Here is a 20324-nt window from a genome sequence, read left to right as displayed (position 1 = left end):
CCATGTGCGGGCTCGGCCATGCCCGCGCCCGGGGGCGCGTGTGCGTGACAATGGCCAGGTGCTGGAGATGACGCGCGAGGAGTTCGAGGAACTGGTCGCCGAGGCGCTGGACAGGATCCCGCCGGAGCTGACGCGGCTGATGGACAACGTCGCGGTGTTCGTCGAGGACGAACCGCCCGCCGACGATCCCGAGCTGCTCGGGCTCTACGAGGGGACTCCGCTGACCGACCGCGGTGAGTGGTACGCGGGCGTGCTGCCGGACCGGATCACGATCTACCGGGGTCCGACCCTCCGGATCTGCGAGACCCGCGAGGACGTGGTCGAGGAGACCGAGATCACCGTGGTGCACGAGATCGCCCATCACTTCGGGATCGACGACGAGCGGCTGCACGCGCTGGGTTACGGATGAGCCGGCACCCCCGTCCCCCCTCCTCTCGCGGTCCGCGTCCGGAGGCGATCGATCCGGATGTCGACCTTCATGTGCCCGCCCAGCGCGCGGAGACCGCGGGGGCCGGGAAGTGGAAGGTTCTCGCCGCGATTTCGGCGGGCGGGGCGATCGGGGCGTCCGCGCGGTACGGGGTGTCGCCGGCCTGGCCGTCGCACTGGGCGACGTTCGTCGTCAACGTCGTGGGGTCCGCGCTCATCGGCGTACTGATGGTGCTGGTGAGCGAGCGTGGTGTCGTGACGCGTCCGCTCGTACGGCCGTTCCTCGGGGTCGGCGTGCTGGGCGGCTTCACCACCTTCTCGACCTACGCCCTCGACTTCGCCGAGCTGCTGGAGCGTCAGCAGGCGGGCACCGCCCTGGCGTACGCCGCTGCGACGCTCGTGGGGGCGCTGGGCGCGGTGTGGCTGGGAGCCTCGGTGACGCGCCGCGTGGTGACGCGCCGGACGGTGGGTCCGTGAACTGGGTCCTGGTGATCGCGGGTGCGGCGGTGGGCGCCCCGCTGCGCTATCTGATGGACCGTGAGGTCCAGACGCGGCACGACTCGGTGTTCCCGTGGGGCACGCTCGTCGTGAACGCGTCGGGGAGCCTGGCGCTGGGGGTGCTGGCCGGCGCTTCGGTCGCGTCGGGAACGTACGCACTGCTCGGCACCGGTCTGTGCGGGGCCCTGACCACGTACTCGACCTTCTCGTACGAGACGCTCCGGCTGGCCGAGGGCGGCCGGATGTTCCTGGCGGCGGCGAATGTGGCCGCTTCGCTGCTGGTGGGACTGGGCGCGGTGGTGCTGGGGGCGGATCTGGCGGGAGGTCTGGGGCGGTAGCGGCCCTGTGGTGGGCGTGTCCTGTGGCGGGCGTGTCCCTCGTGGGGCTAAGGGAGTTGGGCAGGGAAACCCGTGTCCCGTGCCCCGGAGGTCCCACCCGTGCGCCAGTTGACCGCCCCCGGCCGTTGTGCCGTATGGATCGCCACCGCCCTGGTGGCCGCGGCCTCCGCAGGCTGTATGAGCGTGAGCGACGACGGCGGCAGGCCGGCGCCCTCGAAGTCCCCGCACCCCCGGGGCGCCGCGGCCGAGCCGGACGGCGGGGGCGCGGCACCCGGCGGTGCCGGTGGGCACGGCCGTGCGGGCATGGGTGGGGCCTCGCCCTCCGGCTCGGCCGGGGCCGAGGGCGAGATCAAGGGCGCGGAGGTGAGCCCGGGCACGTCCAAGGCGCCGTCAGGCCGCCCTCCGAAGGGCGGCGCGGGCCGGCCGCCGGCCGAGCCGCAGCAGCCCACCCCGCCTCCGGGCGAGCCGACGCCGCCCGTGGACCCCGCGCCGCCGGGCGAGTCGACGCCTCCCGTGGAGCCGACGCCACCGAGTCCCGACCCGGACCCTTCCGAGGAGCCGACCGACCCGCCGTCCGCGTCGCCGGCGGCCGACACGCAGATGGGCGCGATGCGGGCGGCCGAGGACGACGGGGGGGAGATGTGGGCGGAGCCGGAGGCGTCGCCGCAGATGAGCCCGGCGTGAGCAGCACGTGATCAGCACGTCATCAGCACGTCGTGATCAGTGGCAGGGGTGCGCACGGGTGAGTGTCAGGGGTGGGTATCGCGGGTGGGTGTCGCGGGCGAGTGTGACGAGCGCCGCAGTGAGGCGGTTTGCCTTCGATGGGTTGGGGTGCGTATGGTGGTAGATCGTTTGATCCCATTGCCCGGCGCCGACACAGAAGCGCGCCGCGTGGCGCGTACTCTCCCTAGCCGTGGCTGACCGCATTGAGGCGGTCGAATTGCGAATTCACGGAGTTTGGGCGCGTGCCGAGACTCCGGAAGGTTTCGCATTTCGCATGTCCATTTCCAGTTCTGATCGTGCCGTCCTGCCCGAGAACGACGAGATCGTCGAGATCGTCGAGATCGTCGAGAACGCAGAGCTCGTCGAGGCCGTCCTCGAGTCGGTCGAGACCGACGCCATCGACGACACGACCGCCGGGGCCGAGGCCTCCGCGGCTCCCGTCGCCCCCGAGGTGACCTTCGCCGACCTCGGCCTCCCCGAGGGCGTCGTCCGCAAGCTCGCCCAGAACGGTGTCACCATCCCGTTCCCGATCCAGGCCGCGACCATCCCGGACGCCCTGGCCGGCAAGGACATCCTCGGCCGTGGCCGTACCGGCTCCGGCAAGACCCTCTCCTTCGGTCTGCCGACCCTGGCCACGCTGGCCGGCGGCCACACCGAGAAGAAGAAGCCCCGCGCCGTCATCCTCACCCCGACCCGTGAGCTCGCGATGCAGGTCGCGGACGCGCTCCAGCCGTACGGCGACGTCCTCGGTCTGAAGATCAAGGTCGTCTGCGGCGGTACGTCCATGGGCAACCAGATCTACGCGCTCGAGCGCGGCGTCGACATCCTCGTCGCCACCCCGGGCCGACTGCGCGACATCATCAACCGTGGCGCCTGCTCCCTCGAGAACGTCCAGGTCGCGGTCCTCGACGAGGCCGACCAGATGTCGGACCTGGGCTTCCTGCCCGAGGTCACGGAGCTGCTCGACCAGGTGCCCGAGGGCGGCCAGCGCATGCTCTTCTCCGCCACCATGGAGAACGAGATCGGCACGCTGGTCAAGCGCTACCTGAACAACCCGGTCAGCCACGAGGTCGACAGCGCCCAGGGCAACGTCACGACCATGACGCACCATGTCCTCGTCGTGAAGCCGAAGGACAAGGCGCCGGTCACGGCCGCGATCGCCGCGCGCAAGGGCCGCACGATCATCTTCGTTCGTACGCAGCTGGGCGCCGACCGTATCGCCGAGCAGCTCGTCGAGGCGGGCGTGAAGGCCGACGCGCTGCACGGCGGCATGACGCAGGGTGCCCGTACCCGCGTCCTCGCCGACTTCAAGGACGGCTATGTCAACGCGCTCGTCGCGACCGACGTCGCCGCCCGCGGTATCCACGTCGACGGCATCGACCTGGTCCTGAACGTGGACCCGGCCGGTGACCACAAGGACTACCTGCACCGTTCCGGCCGTACCGCCCGCGCGGGCCAGTCCGGCACGGTCGTCTCGCTGGCGCTTCCGCACCAGCGCCGCCAGATCTTCCGTCTGATGGAGGACGCGGGCGTCGACGCCTCGCGCCACATCGTCGGTGGTGCCGGCGCGTTCGACCCGGAGGTCGCCGAGATCACCGGCGCCCGTTCGCTGACCGAGGTCCAGGCCGACTCCGCGAACAACGCCGCCAAGCAGGCCGAGCGTGAGGTCGCCCAGCTCACCAAGGAACTGGAGCGCGTCCAGCGCCGCGCCGCCGAGCTCCGCGAGGAGGCCGACCGCCTGGTCGCCCGCGCGGCGCGCGAGCGGGGCGAGGACCCGGAGGCCGCGGTCGCCGAGGTGACGGAGGCGGCCGAGGCCGAGGTCGTGGCTGCGGCTGCCGCCGAGGCGGAGCCGGTACGCGAGACCCGCGAGGAGCGCCCGGCGTACCGCGACGAGCGGGGCAACTACGAGCGTCGCGACCGCGGTGGCGACCGCGGCGGTGACCGTGGCGGCTTCCAGCGTCGTGACGACCGTCGTGACAACGACCGTGGCGGCTTCCGCCGCGACGACCGTCCGTCCGGTGGCTTCCGTCGGGACAACGACCGTCGTGACGACCGCGGCGGTGACCGTGGCGGCTTCCAGCGTCGTGACGACCGTCGTGACAACGACCGTGGCGGCTTCCGCCGCGACGACCGTCCGTCGGGCGGCTTCCGTCGGGACAACGACCGTCGTGACGACCGTCGTGACGACCGCCGGGACGGTGACCGTGGCGGCTTCCAGCGCCGTGACGACCGCCGCGACGACCGCGGTGGCCGCTCCTTCGAGCGCCGTGACAACGACCGCCCGTTCAACCGCGACCGCCGCGACGACCGTCCCTCGGGCGGCTTCCGTCGGGACAACGACCGTGGCTTCGACCGTCGCGACCACCGCGGTGGCAGCGACCGTCCGTTCAACCGCGACCGTCGTGACGACCGTCCCTCGGGCGGCGGCTTCCGCTCCGGCGGCCACGACCGCCCGTTCGGCCGCCGTGACGACCACCGCGACCACCGTGGCGGTTCGAGCTCCGGCTCCTTCGGCGGCGGACGCCGTGACGACAAGCCGCGCTGGAAGCGCAACGGCTGAAGCTGAGTCAAAGCCCTGACGAACGGGCCCGTACCGCACTTCGGTGCCGTACGGGCCCGTTCGCTTTGAACAGGTTCGAAACCCCTTTCGTGGCTTGTGAGGCTGGTGTTAAGGTCGGCGCACTCGCACGGGGGTTGGCTGGGGGTCTCTCTCGCTCGTACGCGCGTCGCCGCGCAGGCCGACGCCGTTCGCCCCGTGCCTTCATGTCCTGGGGAGGGACCTCACTTTGGCTCGTACGAGCAATGCCCGGGTGCGTGGAAACGGCCGTACCCGAGCGGCTCTCGTCCTGGCGCTGGCGACAGTGACGGCGGCGGGATCCGGAATCACGGCACCGCAGGCGACGGCCGTACCGTCCTCGGCCGCGGCGGCCGAGGACGTGACCGTCCTGCCGCCGGGCAAGCGCTTCGCCCCGCGCGCCACCTCGATCCTCAACGCCGGTGCGACCGGCTACCTGCTGGCGCAGGAGAACGACGACCGGCTGCTCTGGATCGACTACGCGACCGGCTCGGCGACCCCGCTCGCCACCCGGCTGCCCGAGAAGCCGCGTTACGACCCCGAGACGGGATACTGGGACCACTTTCAGCGCCTCCCGATCGCGGAGGGCGGCTACTACGGCACCGGCTCCGACACGGTCGCGCTCTACTCCGCCTCGCCCGCACCGCACGTGACGCTCCAGAAGGGCGCGGGCGCCGTCTTCGCCGACATCGTGCTGCCCGAGGGGCAGACGTACGTGAGCACCTTCGGCGACACCGTCCTCACCCGCACCGGTGAGGAGGGCGGCGCGCCGACCGGCTACCACCTGCTGCGGTACGAGGGCGGCCAGGTCACGGACACGCCCGTCACCGGATTCCCCGAGGGCGCGGTCCTCGAAGGGCTCGAGGACGGTGACGCCGAGTCGCTGATCATCCGGTACCGGGAGCCCGAGGTGCCGAACCAGCGGTGGCGGATCGTGGACCTGGCGGATGCGGTGGCGAAGCCGCTGCCGGACCGCCCGAGCCCCGACGAGCCGTGGGGGGTGGACGGCTTCCGGCTCAGTGACGAATCGATCCTGCGGCTGCGCACCGGGCGCGGCATGGCCGATGTCCTCGACCGCGCCGCACCGGACACGGTGATCCGCAGTGTCGGCACCGGTCCGGTGTCGTACGGCGCGACCTTCGCCATGGTCGGCAGCTCCGTACTCGCGGTCGACCGGCAGAATCCCGGCGACAACGAGTACCGGGGGACGCCCCTGTGGCGCGTCCTGGACGAGGACGGCGACCTCGATCAGGTACTGGAGCTGGCGGACGACCAGATCGCCACCGCTCCCGACGGCTCCGTCCTGATCGCCGGAGCGACCACCGCCGCCCCGCAGGGCGACGTCGACTGGGCCGTGCACCGCATCCTGCCCAAGGCGGACGGGGGCCTGGAGACGCGCCGCCTCGCGAAGGTCGAGCCCATGCCCGCGCACATCTACGGCCTCTCCCTCGGCAGCGGCATCCTCACCACGGGCGACGACAGCACGCTGTTCCAGCCGTTCACCTACCTCGGCGCGTACCGCAGCACCTGGCTGAGCACCACAGGCGAGCCGCAGGCCGTCCGGACCTCGGTGGACGGCCTGCTGAGCGGGCGCGACAGCAACTGCTCCGGCGGAGCGCTGGCCGAGCGCTGCGTCACGATGTGGGCGAGCGGTGACGGTTTCCACGGCCGTGAGAACGGCACCGAGTCCGACCTCACCATGCTGTTCGAGAACGGCGCGGCGAACTGGGGCCCACGCGTCACCACCGGTTTCCAGAGCCCCGAACTGACCGACCTGTCGGGCCGGTTCGGCGTGGTCCACCCGGCCTCCCTCGGCTCCCAGGCCGTCGTCGAGTTCAGGAAGCCGGACTCCGGGACCGTGCTGGAGAAGCGGACCGAGGTCGCGGCCGCCGTGTGGGGGTCCACTCTCTGGAGCGGCACCAAGAACTCGGGCGTGGTCACCTCGAAGACCCTCCCGTCGGGCACCGCCGGTGAGTCCTTCACCACGCTCAACAAGTGCGTCCCGCAAGAGCTCCAGGCTGTGGGCCGCTGGGTGTACTGGAAGTGCGACAACGCGTCGGGCGTGTACGACCGGCAGGCCAAGCGGGCCGTCGCCGCGCCGCTCGGGAGCGTCCTGCTGGGCGACGGCTACTTCGTCCACCGGGGCGACGGCACCGGGCTCACGCTCTACGACCTGCACGCCGGGCTCCCCGCCTCCGGCGCGGCGGCCGACGTGCCGCACCGCACCCTGGTGAGCGCCGCGGACCTCGGAGAGTCCGTCGTGCGGCGCGCCGGCTGGACCGTCGACCGCTTCGGCGGACACGTCGCGTACGCGGGCGCCGACGAGCGGGTGCGCATCGTGCGCACCGGCGTCCCCGCCTCCGCGATCACGGCGATCGACTCCGTGGTGACCACCGGGACGTTCGCCCCGGCCGCGGCCGGCGCGCGCTGGACCGGCACGTGGTGGCTCTCCAAGCCGGCCGCCGGCTGGCAGCTCACCGTGAAGCGGGCGGACACGGGCGCGGTCGTCCGCACCGTGTCCGGCAGCGAGGGCCGCGGCCGGATCGACGCGGCCTGGGACGGCAAGGACGGTGCCGGAAAGGCAGTGCCGGGCGGTACTTACCGATGGACGCTTACCGCGCAGCCCGCCGACGGCGTCGGGGCCGCCCTGGTCACGTCGGGCGACATGAACGTGGTGGGCGAGCTGCCGCCGCCGGCGTTCCGCGATCTGGCGGGCGCGGACGGTGTGGGCGACCTGGTCTCGCTGAGCTCCACGGGCGCGCTCGCGTACCGGCACGGGAACGGGACGGGCGGCTTCTCGGGGGCCACGACGGGTTCTGGCTGGGCGACGTCGGCCGTGGCCGTGCCGTTCGGGGACATGAACGGTGACCGGTGCAACGACGTGCTGGTGCGGTTGGCGAGCGGTGAGCTGCGGGCGTACAAGCCGGGTTGCGGGAAGGCGCTGACGCCGACGACCGCGTACACGTCCCTGGGCACGGTGTGGGGTCAGTTCAATGTGCTGACGTCGCCGGGTGATCTGACGGGTGACGGTCGTGCGGATCTGGTGGCGCGGCAGGCGTCGACTGGTGACGTGTATCTGTACGCGGACGACGGTGCGGGCAAGCTGAAGGCGCGCGGCCGGATCGGCACCAACTGGAAGGCGTACCGGGCGGTGTTCGGTGCTGGTGATCTGAACGGTGACGGTATCGGTGAGCTGTTGGCGGTGGACGGTGCGAACTCGCTGTGGCGGTACGACGGTACGGCGGCGGGGACGGTGAAGTCGCGGGCCTTGGTGTTCGGGAACAACTGGGGCACGGGCCGCAATGTGTTCGTGGGTGTCGGTGATCTGAACAGGGACGGCAAGGCGGATCTGGTGTCGCGGAACGCGGCGGGTGATCTGCTGCGCAACAGCGGGAACGGGGCCGGGTCCTTCGGCTCGACCGTGAAGATCGGGACGGGCTGGCAGGGGTACAAGGGTCTGTTCTGACCCGCCCGGCGTAGATGCAGATCTGGCCCGCGCCTCCTGGTGAGACGCGGGCCAGAACCCATCTTGAACGGGTTCGGAAGCGCTTCCATTGAAGGTGAAACCACTGTTACGATCCACGCACTTGTGCTGGGGGCACGGCAGGGGATCAGGGGGCCGCGTCTCTCCGCGGCTATGAGCCGCCGTGTCTCTCCTTGCCTTTTCAGGCTCCTGGGGAGGGACCTTCTTGAACCGTCATGCCTTCATGTCCGCTCGTGCGCTGAGACGCGCAGTGCTGGCAATCACCGTCTCGGCGACGTTCGTCGCAGGAGTCGGACCGTCGGCAGTGGCTGCCGAGCCGGTGCCGGGGAGCCTGGTGATTCCGGCTGTGCAGCAACTGGACACTCAGGCGTCCGCGCTGGTCGGCGCGGGCTCGGACGGGTTCCTCCGCGGCGCGTCCGGCAGCGGCTACTACTGGGTCTCCTACTCCGACGGCTCCGCCACGAAGGTTCCGCAAGAGGGCCTTGAGTCCGTGTACGGCACGGGTACGAACGCTGTGGCCTTCGTGCACACGCCGGCACAGGGGGCCGCGACAGTACGGCTGCGTGACATGGTCACCGGCGACGAGCAGACCGTAGCGCTCCCCACCGGCCACACATTCGCGGCGGCGATGGGAACCACGGTCGTGACCAAGGAGCTGAGCGGCTCCAACGTGGTCGCCTGGCATTTGCTGACGTCTGAGCACGGGCAGACCGTGGACCGGGTGGTCACCGGTTTCCCGGCGGGCGCGACGCTGCCGACCTTCGCCTTCGCCTCCAACGGGCTCGGCGTGGTGGCCACGTACCGACTCGACGGTCGGCCCTACGTGGTGTGGATCGACCACTCGGGCGAAGCCCGGCCGACGCATCTGGAGAACTACGCAAGTGGCACGGGCCGTGCCGTGCTCAGTGACGACAAGTTCGCCTACTGGACCTCCGCCGGCAAGGTCGTGGTGTGGAACGTCTCGGACTTCACCAAGCCCGAGAAGGAGTTCGACCTGGCCTACGGCACGGCCGTCCGGCCGCTGGGCGTGGTCGGTGACAGCTTCCTGATCGCGCCGGGCGCGACCGGCAACAACAGCGACAAGCCCATTCACGGCATCTGGGCGGTGCCGATGGGGGGCGGCTCGCAGCACCTCGTGCTCGACAACACCACTGCGGCTCCGCTGGTGGGCCCGGACGGACGGATGCTCCTCGTACGGGCGGGGGAGGGCCTGGAACGCAGCGTGCAGGCGATCCGTCAGGGCGAAGGCGGCGCTCTTGAGCTGAGCAGGATGACGGACATTCCCACGGTGTCCGAGCGTCCAGTGAAGGTTTCTGCAGCACAGGGCCAACTGTCCACGTTCGAGGCCGCACCGCGCGTTACTGGCCAGTTGCGCAGTATCGACCTGACGGCGACCCTTCCGCCGGTCGCTGGTCCGCGCACTGACCGAGGTTACGATTTCACCTTCAGTGGCTGCACCAACGGCTGTTCGGAGCTGCTGCCGACCGGCGACGGGCGCCTCGTGTACCGACGGGTCTCCAGCATCCGCAGCGCCATCCATGTAGTCGGCAGCGGGGAGAGCCTGCCCGGCAAAGAGATCTCCCTGGCCCGGCACATGTGGCTGAACGGGGAGCCCATGGAGGTTTCGGGGCGCTACGCCGTCTACTACACCACTGCACGCAGTGACGACTACGCGGACCTGCGGCTCCAGGTGCTGAACCTCGACACCGGCAAGCTGGTTCTCGACCGGGGCGGGGACTGGGGCGAGAACGTCGCGTTGTGGGGCAGCACGCTCTGGGTCGAAAGAGGGACGTACGGTGCTCTGGAAGCCTTGGATGTCCGTACCGGCAAGGTGATCGGGAGCGTGGACATCGGCGACTGCGACCTGACCGATCTGCAGGCCGTAGGCACCCGGCTGTACTGGGAGTGCCACGTGGCGCGGACCGCCGGGGTCTACGACACAGCCGCCAAGCGGAACATCAGGGTGCCGTTCACTGGGGGCGAGAGCCTGCGCAACCGGCTTGCCGACGGATATCTCGGGATGGCCGAGAGCTCAACGGTCAGCATCGTCGACGTGCGCGGTACGTCGGCAGTCGGTCGTGCGATCGGTGAAGTCACCGGGTCTCCCCATGCAGGAGACAGCTGGGCTGTCGACCGCTTCGGCGGGCATCTGACACGAGTGGACGAGGACAGCAGCCTCCACGTCGTACCGAGCGGTGTCCCTGCCTCGGCTCTGTCCACCATCGACACCGACGCACCGGCCACCGGCAACGTCAGCGGAGGAGCACAGAACTGGACCGCCCGCTGGTGGCTGTCGAAGCCCTCCGCATCGTCGCAGATCACCCTCAAGAACCAGGCCACCGGAAAGACGGTCCGGACACTCACCGGTGGTCAGGAGCGGGGCATCATCACGGCAGCCTGGGACGGCAAGGACGAGGCGGGGGGTCTGATGCCCAATGGTGCGTACACCTGGACGGTCACGGCGAAGCCCGCGGACGGCCAGGGTACGAGCCTGGTGCGCTCCGGAACGATGACGCTGACCGGGGCCGCCGCGGTCAGGCGGGATCACGCGGCCACTGCCGGGATGCCCGACGGCGTGGGTGATCTGTTGTCGCTGAGTTCCTCGGGCGCGCTGGCCTTCCGGCATGGGAGCGGGGCAGGTGGCTTCTCGGGGGCGACGACGGGCTCCGGCTGGTCGACCTCGGCCGTCGCGGTGCCGTTCGGGGACATGAACGGCGATCGGTGCAACGACGTGTTGGTGCGGTTGGCGAGTGGTGAGTTGCGGGCGTACAAGCCGGGTTGCGGGAAGGCGCTGACGCCGACGACCGCGTACACGTCCCTGGGCACGGTGTGGGGTCAGTTCAATGTGCTGACGTCGCCGGGTGATCTGACGGGTGATGGTCGTGCGGACCTGGTGGCGCGGCAGGCGTCGACCGGTGACATGTATCTGTACGCGGACAACGGCACCGGTGGTCTGAAGGCCCGCGGGAAGATCGGTACGAACTGGAAGCTGTACCGGGCGGTCTTCGGAGCCGGGGACCTCAACGGCGACGGTATCGGCGAGCTGCTCGCGGTGGACGGGGCCAACTCGCTGTGGCGGTACGACGGTACGGCGGCGGGGACGGTGAAGTCGCGGGCCTTGGTGTTCGGGAACAACTGGGGCACGGGCCGCAATGTGTTCGTGGGTGTCGGTGATCTGAACAGGGACGGCAAGGCGGATCTGGTGTCGCGGAACGCGGCGGGTGATCTGCTGCGCAACAGCGGGAATGGGGCCGGGTCCTTCGGCTCGACGGTGAAGATCGGGACGGGCTGGCAGGGCTACAAGGGTCTGTTCTGACCCTGCTCGATGCTTCGCGGGGTCCGGCCCGTGTCTCCTTGTGGGGCAGGGGCCGCACCTATCTTTGAACGGGTTCGAAAAACACTTCCGTTGATCGTGAAACTACTGTTACGATCCGCGCACTTGTGGTGGGGGGCACGGCAAGGGGATCAGGGGGCCGCGTCTCTTCCGCGGCAGTGAGCCGCCGTGTCTTTCTCCGATTTTCAGGCTCCTGGGGAGGGACCTTCTTGAACCGTCATGGGCTGTTGCGTCCAGGCAGACCGGCCACCGCGGCCGGCCTCATCGCAGGTGTACTGACTGCAGCGCTTCTGGCGGGATCGGTGGGCGCCGCCCAGCCCGCGGCGGCCCAGCCCGCCGCGGTGGACCTGGCGCCGGCCGTGCCGTCGTGGCTCGCACCGCTGAACTTCCAGGACGGCGAGTCGACCGCCCGGTACTCCTGCACCGGCATCTACCTCTCCCCGACCCGCACCCTCGCGGCACCCGACTGCTTCACCGGGATGTCGGTGAACGACACGGAGTGGACGTACAACGCCGCCGGACATATGACCGGCGGCAGCGCGGGCAGCACCCGTCACCGCATCCACCCCCAGTTCAACGCCGCCACCCGGCAGTCCGGGGTGGCGGTCTTCTACGACCAGAACCCGGCATCCGCCGGTACGGCCGTCCTCGCCGGCCCTTCCGACACGCACCTCTACACCGCCGGTTCCCAGGCCACCTTCTACTCCTGGCCCGGCGCCGACGCGCAGGAGTCCGACCGCAAGCGTCACAGCGAGCAGGTCGTAGTGCGCCGCGGAACCGACTGTGCCGCGCTGCTCGGCCGCAGCCTGCCGCAGGGCACCATCTGCACCTCCCCGGCCCCGGGGGCCGTGCCCGTCGTGGAAGCGGACCAGTGCTTCGGCGATGCCGGCGGTGCGCTCGTCGCGGCCGGCAAGCTCATCGCCGTTTCCGCGACCAGCACCAGCGGCTGCGTCAAGAACGGCGTACGGCTGTACACGGCGATCCCCACGTACCGGGCGGTCATCGAGAGCTGGACGAGGGACGTCGACATCGAGTACCGCGAGAGCGGATCTCTCCTAGGCCGGGAGCCGGAGGACATGATCGACCTCCTCAGCCCCGAATACGCCTGGGCCAACAACGTGAACAACAGCGGCATCATGTACCTGCCGTTCGAGAACTTCGTGACGCAGGCCGGTGACCTCAATCGCAACGGGTACGCCGACCTCGTCGTTCGCCACAACAACGGGACGCTGTACCGGATCCCGTACGGCGTCTCGCACAACCCGGGCGCCCGCGTGAGCCTCGGCACCGGCTGGAACCGGTACAACCGGCTGCTCGCCGTCCGTGATCTGTCCGGTGACGGCCAGCCCGACCTCGTCGGCCGGGACGGCTACGGGTACCTGTGGATGCACCCGGGAACGGGATCCGGCGGCTTCGGTGCCCGGAAGAAGATCGGGGTCGGCTTCCAGCAGTTCACCGCTGTCGCGGGCCGGGGCGACCTGTCCGGCGACGGCCGTGCCGATCTGCTCGTCCGTGATGCCAGGGGCGACCTGTGGCTCTACCCGGGCAACGGGGCAGGCGGCTTCCTGCCCCGGATCAAGGCGGGAGCCGGCTGGACGTCCTTCAGCGCCATCGTCGCCTCGGGCGACTCCGACCACGACGGCCGCCAGGACATCATCGGCCGGACGTCGGCGGGTGCGGCGTACCTCTACAACGCGAACAACAAGGGCGGCTTCCTCGCCCCCAGGCTCCTCACCGCCTCGAACTGGAAGAAGTACAAGGCGCTCACCTGACGCGCCCGTGCGGCCGGGCAACTCCGGTCTCCGCATGCCACTTCTCACCCATGAACCCAGAAGGAACCGCATTGAGCACTCGCTCCACGCGCCGGCCCATTGCCCTCGCACGCGCGGCCGCCATCGGCGTGGTCGTCTCGCTGGGCGCCGGCTTCGGCCCGCTGGCCGCTCCCACCGCCGCTGCGGCGGATGGTCCAGCGGCCGCCCAGGAGGTCGTCGTGCCCGCCGGAGCACGGTTCGTCCCCCGCGACGAAACGGTGCTGGAAGCCGGGGCCACGGGATTCCTGCACCAGCAGGAGGGCACCCAGGGCACGCTGTGGACGGACTACGCCACGGGTGCGACCCGCCCCCCAGGAGGCCTCGAAGGAGAGGCCCACTCCGGACTGCGGGCGGCCGAAGGCGACGAGGAGGCAGCCGACGGGACGCTGCCCGTCCACATCACCGACGTGGGGATGGGCACGGTCACCTCGGTCCCGCTGCCGCAGGACTTCGTGTGGTCGTCGTCGTACAACTCCGACTCCGTACTCGGCTTCCGCCGGGGCACCGGCGATCAGGCCAGTGCGCTCAGCGTCTTCCGGGCCGTGGCCGGCGAGGTCGTGGAGATCCCGGTCAGCGGCCTGCCCGACGGTGCCCTGTCCCGTGTCGATACCTGGCATCAGGATTCCAGGGGCGGGATCCTGAACATCCGGCTGACCGACGGAAGCTCGGCCACCTATCTCTTCGACTATGCCGGTGCGCGGATCACGCCGCTGCGCGTGGCGCCCGGTGACTTCGTCGTCCTGGGCGAGAAGCACATCCTGACCTACCCGTACGAGAACGCGACCGTGACCACGATCGAGCGCGGCAACCCCGACGCGAAGCCGGTCACGGTGCAGATGCCGGCGCCCACCGGCCAGGAGCGCACGTTCGCCCGGTTCGCGGTGGTGGGGGACTGGATCGTCTTCAACCGCCTGCTCACGTTCGGGTCCGACGCGTACAACGCCGGCACCCCGCTCAAGGCCATGCCGGTCGGCGGCGGACCGGTCAGGGAGCTGCTGCCCCACGCGAACGAACACTTCGCGACCGCGCCGGACGGCAGCGTCCTGACCACCGGCGGCGCCGGAAGCAAGGACTGGGCGGTACGCCGCATCACCGCCGGACCGGACGGGGCGCCGCGGCTCGTCGTCGTCAAGGAGGTTCCGCCCGCCACGGCGAAGATCAACGCCCTGGCCCTGGGCGCGGGCACGCTCAGCTACGTCAGCACGACCGACGCCACCCCGTTCCCGGCTGTGTACGCACACGACGTGGCGGTCACGGGCACGCCCGAGGCGGGTGAGCGGACGCTGCAGCGCAAGGTCAGCTACTCCCCGACCACTCTGCGCGCGCTCGGGGACGGCAAGTCCGCCTACCCCGAGGGGTACATGGTCATCGCCACGAACGGGCAGGGCGTGCACCTTCCCGGCCCGGCGAACCTGGGCGATGCCACCGGTCGCTACACACTCTCCGAATACGGGCCGGACCTCTACATCGGCGACCAGCGCATGCATCGCGACGACAATGTCGTCGCGACCCTCCCCAACAGCGGCCGGGAAGCGTCCGTCTGGGGCACCACGCTGTGGCGGGAGAGCCACCCCGACTACCCGAACACCATCGCGTGGTACGACATCAAGACGGGGAAGAGATCCCCGACGTTCTTCATCAACTCCGGCTGCGATCTCACCGATCTTCAGGCCGTGGGCCGTTGGATCTACTGGGCCTGCGACTTCGGCGACAGCCGCTCCAAGGCCGGTGTGTGGGACCAGAAGACCCGGCAGACGACCCGGGTGCCCTTCGGCCCGACCCAGCTCGGCGACGGTTTCCTCGTACGCAAGGACACGGCGAACGGGAAGCTTCTGCTCACCGACTTCCGCGACCCGGCCGCGCTGAGGACCACGGAGTTCGCCGACGTACCCAAGGACGGGCTCTGGACGGTCGACAAGTTCGGCGGCCCTGTGGCCTACACGGACGCCGAGCAGCGCATCCACATCAAGCCCGTGGACGTGCCCCGTTCCCCGATCGGCTTCGTCGAGGGCGAGGCGGAGGAGGTGGCCACCGTCAACTGGGCAGCCGACCAGGACCGCACCTGGGACGGCACCTGGCAGCTGACGCGACCGCCCGCCCGGTGGAGCGTCGTCTTCAAGGACCGGGCGGGCAGGACCGTGCGGTCCGTGGACTCCACGGAGCGGGTGGGCGCCCGGATCACGGCGAGCTGGGACGGCAAGGGCGACGACGGAAAGGTCGTTTTCGGCGGCCAGTACAGCTGGACCCTGAACGCCGACGCAGGAGACGGAACCGGCATGCGCGCGGTGCAGTCCGGGAAGGTCACGATCCTCGGAGGCGCCACGCCCTTCCGGGACTACAACGGTGACGGCACGGCGGAGGTGATCAGCAAGCGTGCGACCGCGCTCACCCCGCACCAGTACTTCGACAGGTACAGCAACGGTGGGGGCGGCGGGCCGGCCGGCTGGGCGGAGACCAACCACGTCCTGCCCTTCGGCGACATGGACGGCGACCGCTGCAACGATCTCGTCGTCCGTACGACCGCCGGCGACCTCAACCGCTACAGCGTCCGGTGCAACGGCATCCCGGCCGGCACCGCACCGAAGACGAAGATCGGCTCCGACTTCAACGCCTTCGACGCCCTCCTCACGCCCGGCGACCTCACCGGTGACGGCCGCTCGGACCTGCTGGCCCGTCAGCGGACGACCGGTGCGCTCTACCTGTACGCCGACAACGGCTCGGGCGGCCTCAAGGCGGGCGTGAAGCTCGGCACCGCGAGCTGGAAGGGCTTCACGCTCATCGGCGCAGGGGACCTGAACGGCGACGGTCATGGAGATCTGCTGGCGCGGGACGCGGGCGGGGAGCTGTGGCGGTACGAGGGCACGGGGGCCGCGACCTTGAAGCCCCGTGTGCTGGTCTTCAAGGACTGGGGCGCCGGGCGCAACGCGTTCGTCGGCGCCGGCGACATCACCGGGGACGGCAAGAACGACCTCGTCTCCCGCGACACCAACGGCAAGCTGCTCCGCAACAGCGGCGACGGCAAGGGCTCGTTCGGGAGCACGGTCCAGATCGGGACCGGCTGGCAGCGCTACGACGGCGGCATCTTCTGACGTGATGCCGGCGCTCCACCCGCGTGGAGCGCCGGCACCACGTCACACCCCCCCTTGCCTGGCGAACATTCCCCTGGCGAACATCCCATTTCTCGACCTCCATCCAAGGACCTGTTCATGAGAACGACCAGCACCCCGCTGCGGGCCGCTGTCACCTTGCTCACCGCGACCGCGCTCGCGGGCGGGCTGCTGGCCGGGGTGACCGGTACCGCCCAGGCGGCGGCCGTCACGACGCCTCGCGCCGCCGTGCCCGCGACGCCCTCGTGGCTCATCCCGCTGTACTTCGAGGACGAGGCCGACGGCACGAAGCGTGCCTGCACCGGAATCACCCTCTCGCCCACCCGTACGCTCGCGACGCCGGACTGCTTCACGGGCCGGTCCGACAAGGACTTCGCGTACGACTACGACCTGGCCACCGGCCAGATCGAGGGCGGCAGCAACAGGCCCGACTACCGCACCCACCCGCAGTTCAACGCGGCCACCCGCCAGGCCGGTGTCGGTGTCCACATCGACAGCCACCTCGATCCCTCGCGGTACGGCAAGCCCGTCCTCGCCGGCTCGGCGGACACCGTCCTCTATGCGGCGGGGAAGCCCGCGACGTTCTACTCGTGGGCGGCTCCCGACGGCCCGTCCGCGCAGCGCGTCAAGCACACCGAGCAGGTCGTGGTCCGCCGCAGCGCCGACTGCGCCGCCGCGCTCGGCCTGGGCGGCAGCCTGCGGCCGGGGATGATCTGCACCTCCGCCGCGCCCGGTACGCCCGCGCCCGCCGCCGACGAGCAGTGCGCGGGGGACTCCGGCGGTGCTCTCGTGGCCGGCGGCAAGCTGATCGCGGTCTCGGCGACCGGCCCCGCCGCGTGCGTGACCAGCGGCTTCCGGCTCTACACGGCGGTGCCGTCGTACCGCCCGGTGATCGAGGGGTGGACCAGGGACGTCGACCTCGACCACTGGACCACCGGTTCGGTGCTGGGCCGTGAGCCCGGGCCCGGCATCTTCGACCTGCTGCAGTGGGGCGCGTACACGAAGGACCCGGTCGACAGCACCGGCCAGCTCTTCGAGGACGAGTACAACCTGCTGCTCCAGGCCGGCGACCTCAATCGCAACGGCTACGCGGACCTGCTGGGCCGTACGCCCGGCGGCACGCTCTACCGGATCCCGGTCAACGAGAACCTCGAGCCCGGCACCCGGGTCAGCCTCGGTACGGGCTGGGGTCGCTACAACCGTCTCTTCGCCGTCCGTGATCTGTCCGGTGACGGCCAGCCGGACGTCGTCGGCCGGGACGCGTCCGGGTACCTGTGGATGCACCCCGGGACGGGCACCGGCGGTCTCGGTGCCCGGGTGAAGATCGGCGTCGGTTTTCAGCAGTTCACGGCGATCACGGGTCGCGGAGACCTGTCCGGCGACGCACGCCCCGATCTGCTCGCACGCGACGGCAAGGGCGATCTGTGGCTGTACCGGGGCAACGGCCGGGGCGGCTTCCTGCCGCGCACGAAGGCGGGCGCGGGCTGGAACTCCTTCAACGCGATCGTCGCGTCGGGCGACTTCGACCGCGACGGCCGCCAGGACGTCATCGGACGCACGCCGACGGGCGCCGCGTACCTCTACAACGTCAACAACCAGGGCGGCTTCATCGCGTCGAAGCTGATCACGGCGACGTACTGGAAGCGGTACTCCTACCTCGCCTGACGATCATTCAAGTCTGTACAACCACAGGTCGGCCCCGGTGGTCAAAGCTTCCAGGACGACGAGGGATCCACCAGGGGGCTGCGCATGAACACCGGCATGAACACCGGCATGAACACCGGCATGAACACCGGCATGAACACCGGCATGAACACCGGCAGGAACACGGCCAGGTACAGACGTACGTCGCTCGCGGCCGGGGCCGCCGTCGCACTCGTTGCCGGCGGCCTCGGGCTCACTCCACCGGCGGTGGCCGCCACCACGGCGGAGGAGCCGCAGGAGGTCGTCATCGACCTCGGCTCGTACCAGGGCGAGCCTGCCTCTCCCGAGCGGATCGCGCTCGCGGCGGGTCAGCTCGCCGTGGCGGCGCGCGTCGACCCGCAGCGCGAACGCGGGCTGTACCTGTACGACCTCGCCGTCACCGGCACTCCGGAGGCGGGTCCGCGCAAGACGATCGCGTCCGATGTCTGGGACGAGTACCCCTGTCCTCCGTACGACCCCAGAGACGAATGCAGGGATTTCCCGACCGAGTTGCGGGGGACCGGCGACGGCCAGTTCGTGTTCACGAATCCGTTGCGCTACAACCACACCGTCGTCGACGTCGAACAGCCGAACGTGCAGAAGGTCCACTCCGTCGGGATGCTGAACACCCTCCAGGCCGTGAGAGCCGTGGACGGTGCGTACGCCGCCGTGGACGAGCCGAGCACCGGCAAGCAGTACATCGTGAACATCGCCCGTCAGGACGGCCCTCCCGTGGTCCACACCCGGTCGCTCACCGCGGTCGCGATCTGGGGTTCGAAGATCTGGAAGCCGGGAACGAGCGCCGGCACGGTCAGCTCGTACGACGTGGAGACGAAGGTCAACTCGCCCGAGGTGAACCTCGGTTCCGGCTGCCGCCCCGACGAGCTGCAGTCCGTCGGCCGCTGGCTGTACTGGAACTGCAGCGTCGGGCAGAAGGCCGGTGTCCGGGACCACGCGACCGGCAAGAACATCACGGTCCCCTTCAGCCAGGACACACAGCTCGGCGACGGCTTCCTCGTGCGGTTCGAACACGCCCAGGCGGGCGGGTCGCTGCTGCTCACCGACTTCCACAAGGGAGCCGACAGTGCGCCGCTGACCAGCACGTTCGCCAGTGACGCCGTGAATGGCCCGAGTACGTGGAGCGTCGACCGGTACGGCGGCCATGTGGCGTTCGTGGACACCTCGGGCCGTATCCACGTCAAGCCCGTGACCGTGCCGCGCAGCCCGCTCACCGTGGTCCACTCCACCACGCAGCCGTCGGTCAGCGCACTGCGATGGCCGTGGCGGGGCGAGTGGCGGATGAGCCGGCCGACCGCGTCCCGTACCTTCGCGGTCAGGGATGCCTACGGGCGGCTGTTCGACGAGGGCACCAGCACGGAACGCACCGGGGCGCTCGTACGGGCCACCTGGGACGAGTCGGCCATGTACCCGGAGTGGCCGGTCAGCGGGGTGTACGGGTGGACCGTCGCCGCGCGGCCGGCGGACGGCGCGGCCCAGGAGGCGCGGCTGAGCGGGACGCTCCGGCTCGTCGACGGGTGGGCCGCGTACCGCGACTCCAGCAACGACGGCTACGGCGAGTTCTACTCGATGACGACCACGGGCAAGGCCGCCGTCCACCACCTCGCGGGAGGCACCCGCTCCTGGGCGACGACGGGCTGGGACCCGCGGACGCTCATCATTCCGTACGGCTCCAACACCGGGGACGAGCCGCGCAGCGATGTGCTCCTGCGCACCCCCGACGGCAATCTCTACCGGGCACCCGGTACCAACCCGATCGACCCCACCCGGTCGCACCACCTGATGGGCAAGGGCTGGCAGGGCTTCGACGCCATCACCTACTCGCCGGACTTCACCGGCGACGGCCGGCCCGACCTGTTCGCCCGGCAGGCGTCCACCGGCAACCTCTTCCTCTACCGCGGCAACAGCCGCGCGGGCCTCGACCCGGCCGTGAAGGCCGGCTCCGGCTTCAAGGGCTGGACCATCATGGGCGCCGCCGACCTCAACGGCGACGGCCACGGGGACCTGCTGGCCCGGGACGCGGGCGGCGAGGTCTGGCGCTACGACGGCACGGGCACCGGCACGTTCAAGCCGCGCAAGCTCGTCTTCAGCGACTGGGGCGCCGGCCGCAAGGAGATCATCGTCGTCGGCGACATCACCGGCGACGGCTTCCCTGACCTTCTCTCCCGCGACACGAACGGCAAGCTGCTCCGCAACAAGGGCGACGGCAAGGGTTCGTTCGGCGCGACGGTGACGGTGGCGACGGGGTGGCAGAACTACCGTTCGCTGTTCTGACGGTGTGAGGCGGGGCGGCCGCGCAGGTCCGCCCCGCCGACCCGCGCGGGGCT

General features: G+C 70.5%; 11 protein-coding genes. All 11 read left to right on the top strand.

The annotated features are described in order from the left end of the window. Positions 1-58 precede the first annotated feature (58 nt). The 11 genes from AC0699_RS25890 to AC0699_RS25840 all read left to right on the top strand — a co-directional run bounded on the left by AC0699_RS25890 (position 59) and on the right by AC0699_RS25840 (position 20271). Entirely contained in the window at positions 59-409 is a 351-nt protein-coding gene (locus tag AC0699_RS25890) for a metallopeptidase family protein (protein ID WP_469768004.1), read from the top strand. Further along, positions 406-903, top strand: coding sequence for a fluoride efflux transporter FluC (locus tag AC0699_RS25885; protein ID WP_478664521.1), 498 nt, complete (start codon positions 406-408; stop codon positions 901-903). Before AC0699_RS25890 ends, AC0699_RS25885 begins: the two co-directional genes overlap by 4 nt. Continuing rightward, positions 900-1262: a fluoride efflux transporter FluC gene (locus AC0699_RS25880; RefSeq protein WP_478664519.1), complete on the top strand. Its 363-nt coding sequence runs from the start codon at positions 900-902 to the stop codon at positions 1260-1262. Before AC0699_RS25885 ends, AC0699_RS25880 begins: the two co-directional genes overlap by 4 nt. Positions 1263-1361: 99 nt before the next feature. Continuing rightward, positions 1362-1946 (top strand): hypothetical protein, encoded by a 585-nt coding sequence (locus AC0699_RS25875; RefSeq protein WP_478664516.1) that lies wholly within the window; start codon positions 1362-1364, stop codon positions 1944-1946. Between the two features lie 313 nt (positions 1947-2259). Further along, positions 2260-4545, top strand: a complete 2286-nt coding sequence (locus AC0699_RS25870; RefSeq protein WP_478664513.1) for a DEAD/DEAH box helicase — start codon at positions 2260-2262, stop codon at positions 4543-4545. A 226-nt stretch (positions 4546-4771) separates the two neighbouring features. After that, positions 4772-8026, top strand: a complete 3255-nt coding sequence (locus AC0699_RS25865) for an FG-GAP-like repeat-containing protein (RefSeq protein ID WP_478664512.1) — start codon at positions 4772-4774, stop codon at positions 8024-8026. 322 nt (positions 8027-8348) lie between these two features. Further along, positions 8349-11360 (top strand): FG-GAP-like repeat-containing protein, encoded by a 3012-nt coding sequence (locus AC0699_RS25860; RefSeq protein ID WP_478664510.1) that lies wholly within the window; start codon positions 8349-8351, stop codon positions 11358-11360. A gap of 320 nt (positions 11361-11680) precedes the next feature. Continuing rightward, positions 11681-13150 carry an FG-GAP repeat domain-containing protein gene (locus tag AC0699_RS25855; protein WP_478664507.1) on the top strand — a complete coding sequence of 490 codons (1470 nt, stop codon included), beginning with the start codon at positions 11681-11683 and terminating at the stop codon, positions 13148-13150. 71 nt (positions 13151-13221) lie between these two features. After that, entirely contained in the window at positions 13222-16278 is a 3057-nt protein-coding gene (locus AC0699_RS25850) for an FG-GAP-like repeat-containing protein (protein ID WP_478664506.1), read from the top strand. Positions 16279-16395: 117 nt separating this feature from the next. After that, on the top strand, positions 16396-17961 hold the full coding sequence (locus AC0699_RS25845; RefSeq protein WP_478664505.1) for an FG-GAP-like repeat-containing protein: 1566 nt from the start codon (positions 16396-16398) through the stop codon (positions 17959-17961). Positions 17962-18045: 84 nt separating this feature from the next. Next, positions 18046-20271: an FG-GAP repeat domain-containing protein gene (locus tag AC0699_RS25840; RefSeq protein ID WP_478664502.1), complete on the top strand. Its 2226-nt coding sequence runs from the start codon at positions 18046-18048 to the stop codon at positions 20269-20271. The last annotated feature ends 53 nt before the right edge of the window (positions 20272-20324 follow it).

It is taken from the genome of Streptomyces sp. NPDC043870 (assembly GCF_056435785.1).
The sequence above is the reverse complement of the archived record's forward strand: the minus strand, read 5'-3'. Positions and strand labels throughout refer to the sequence as shown.

Bases quoted from the DNA above. Each gene is read 5' to 3' on its own strand.
- AC0699_RS25885 (WP_478664521.1), top strand. From the start codon at position 406: ATGAGCCGGCACCCCCGTCCCCCCTCCTCTCGCGGTCCGCGTCCGGAG.
- AC0699_RS25870 (WP_478664513.1), top strand. From the start codon at position 2,260: ATGTCCATTTCCAGTTCTGATCGTGCCGTCCTGCCCGAGAACGACGAG.
- AC0699_RS25845 (WP_478664505.1), top strand. From the start codon at position 16,396: ATGAGAACGACCAGCACCCCGCTGCGGGCCGCTGTCACCTTGCTCACC.
- AC0699_RS25840 (WP_478664502.1), top strand. From the start codon at position 18,046: ATGAACACCGGCATGAACACCGGCATGAACACCGGCATGAACACCGGC.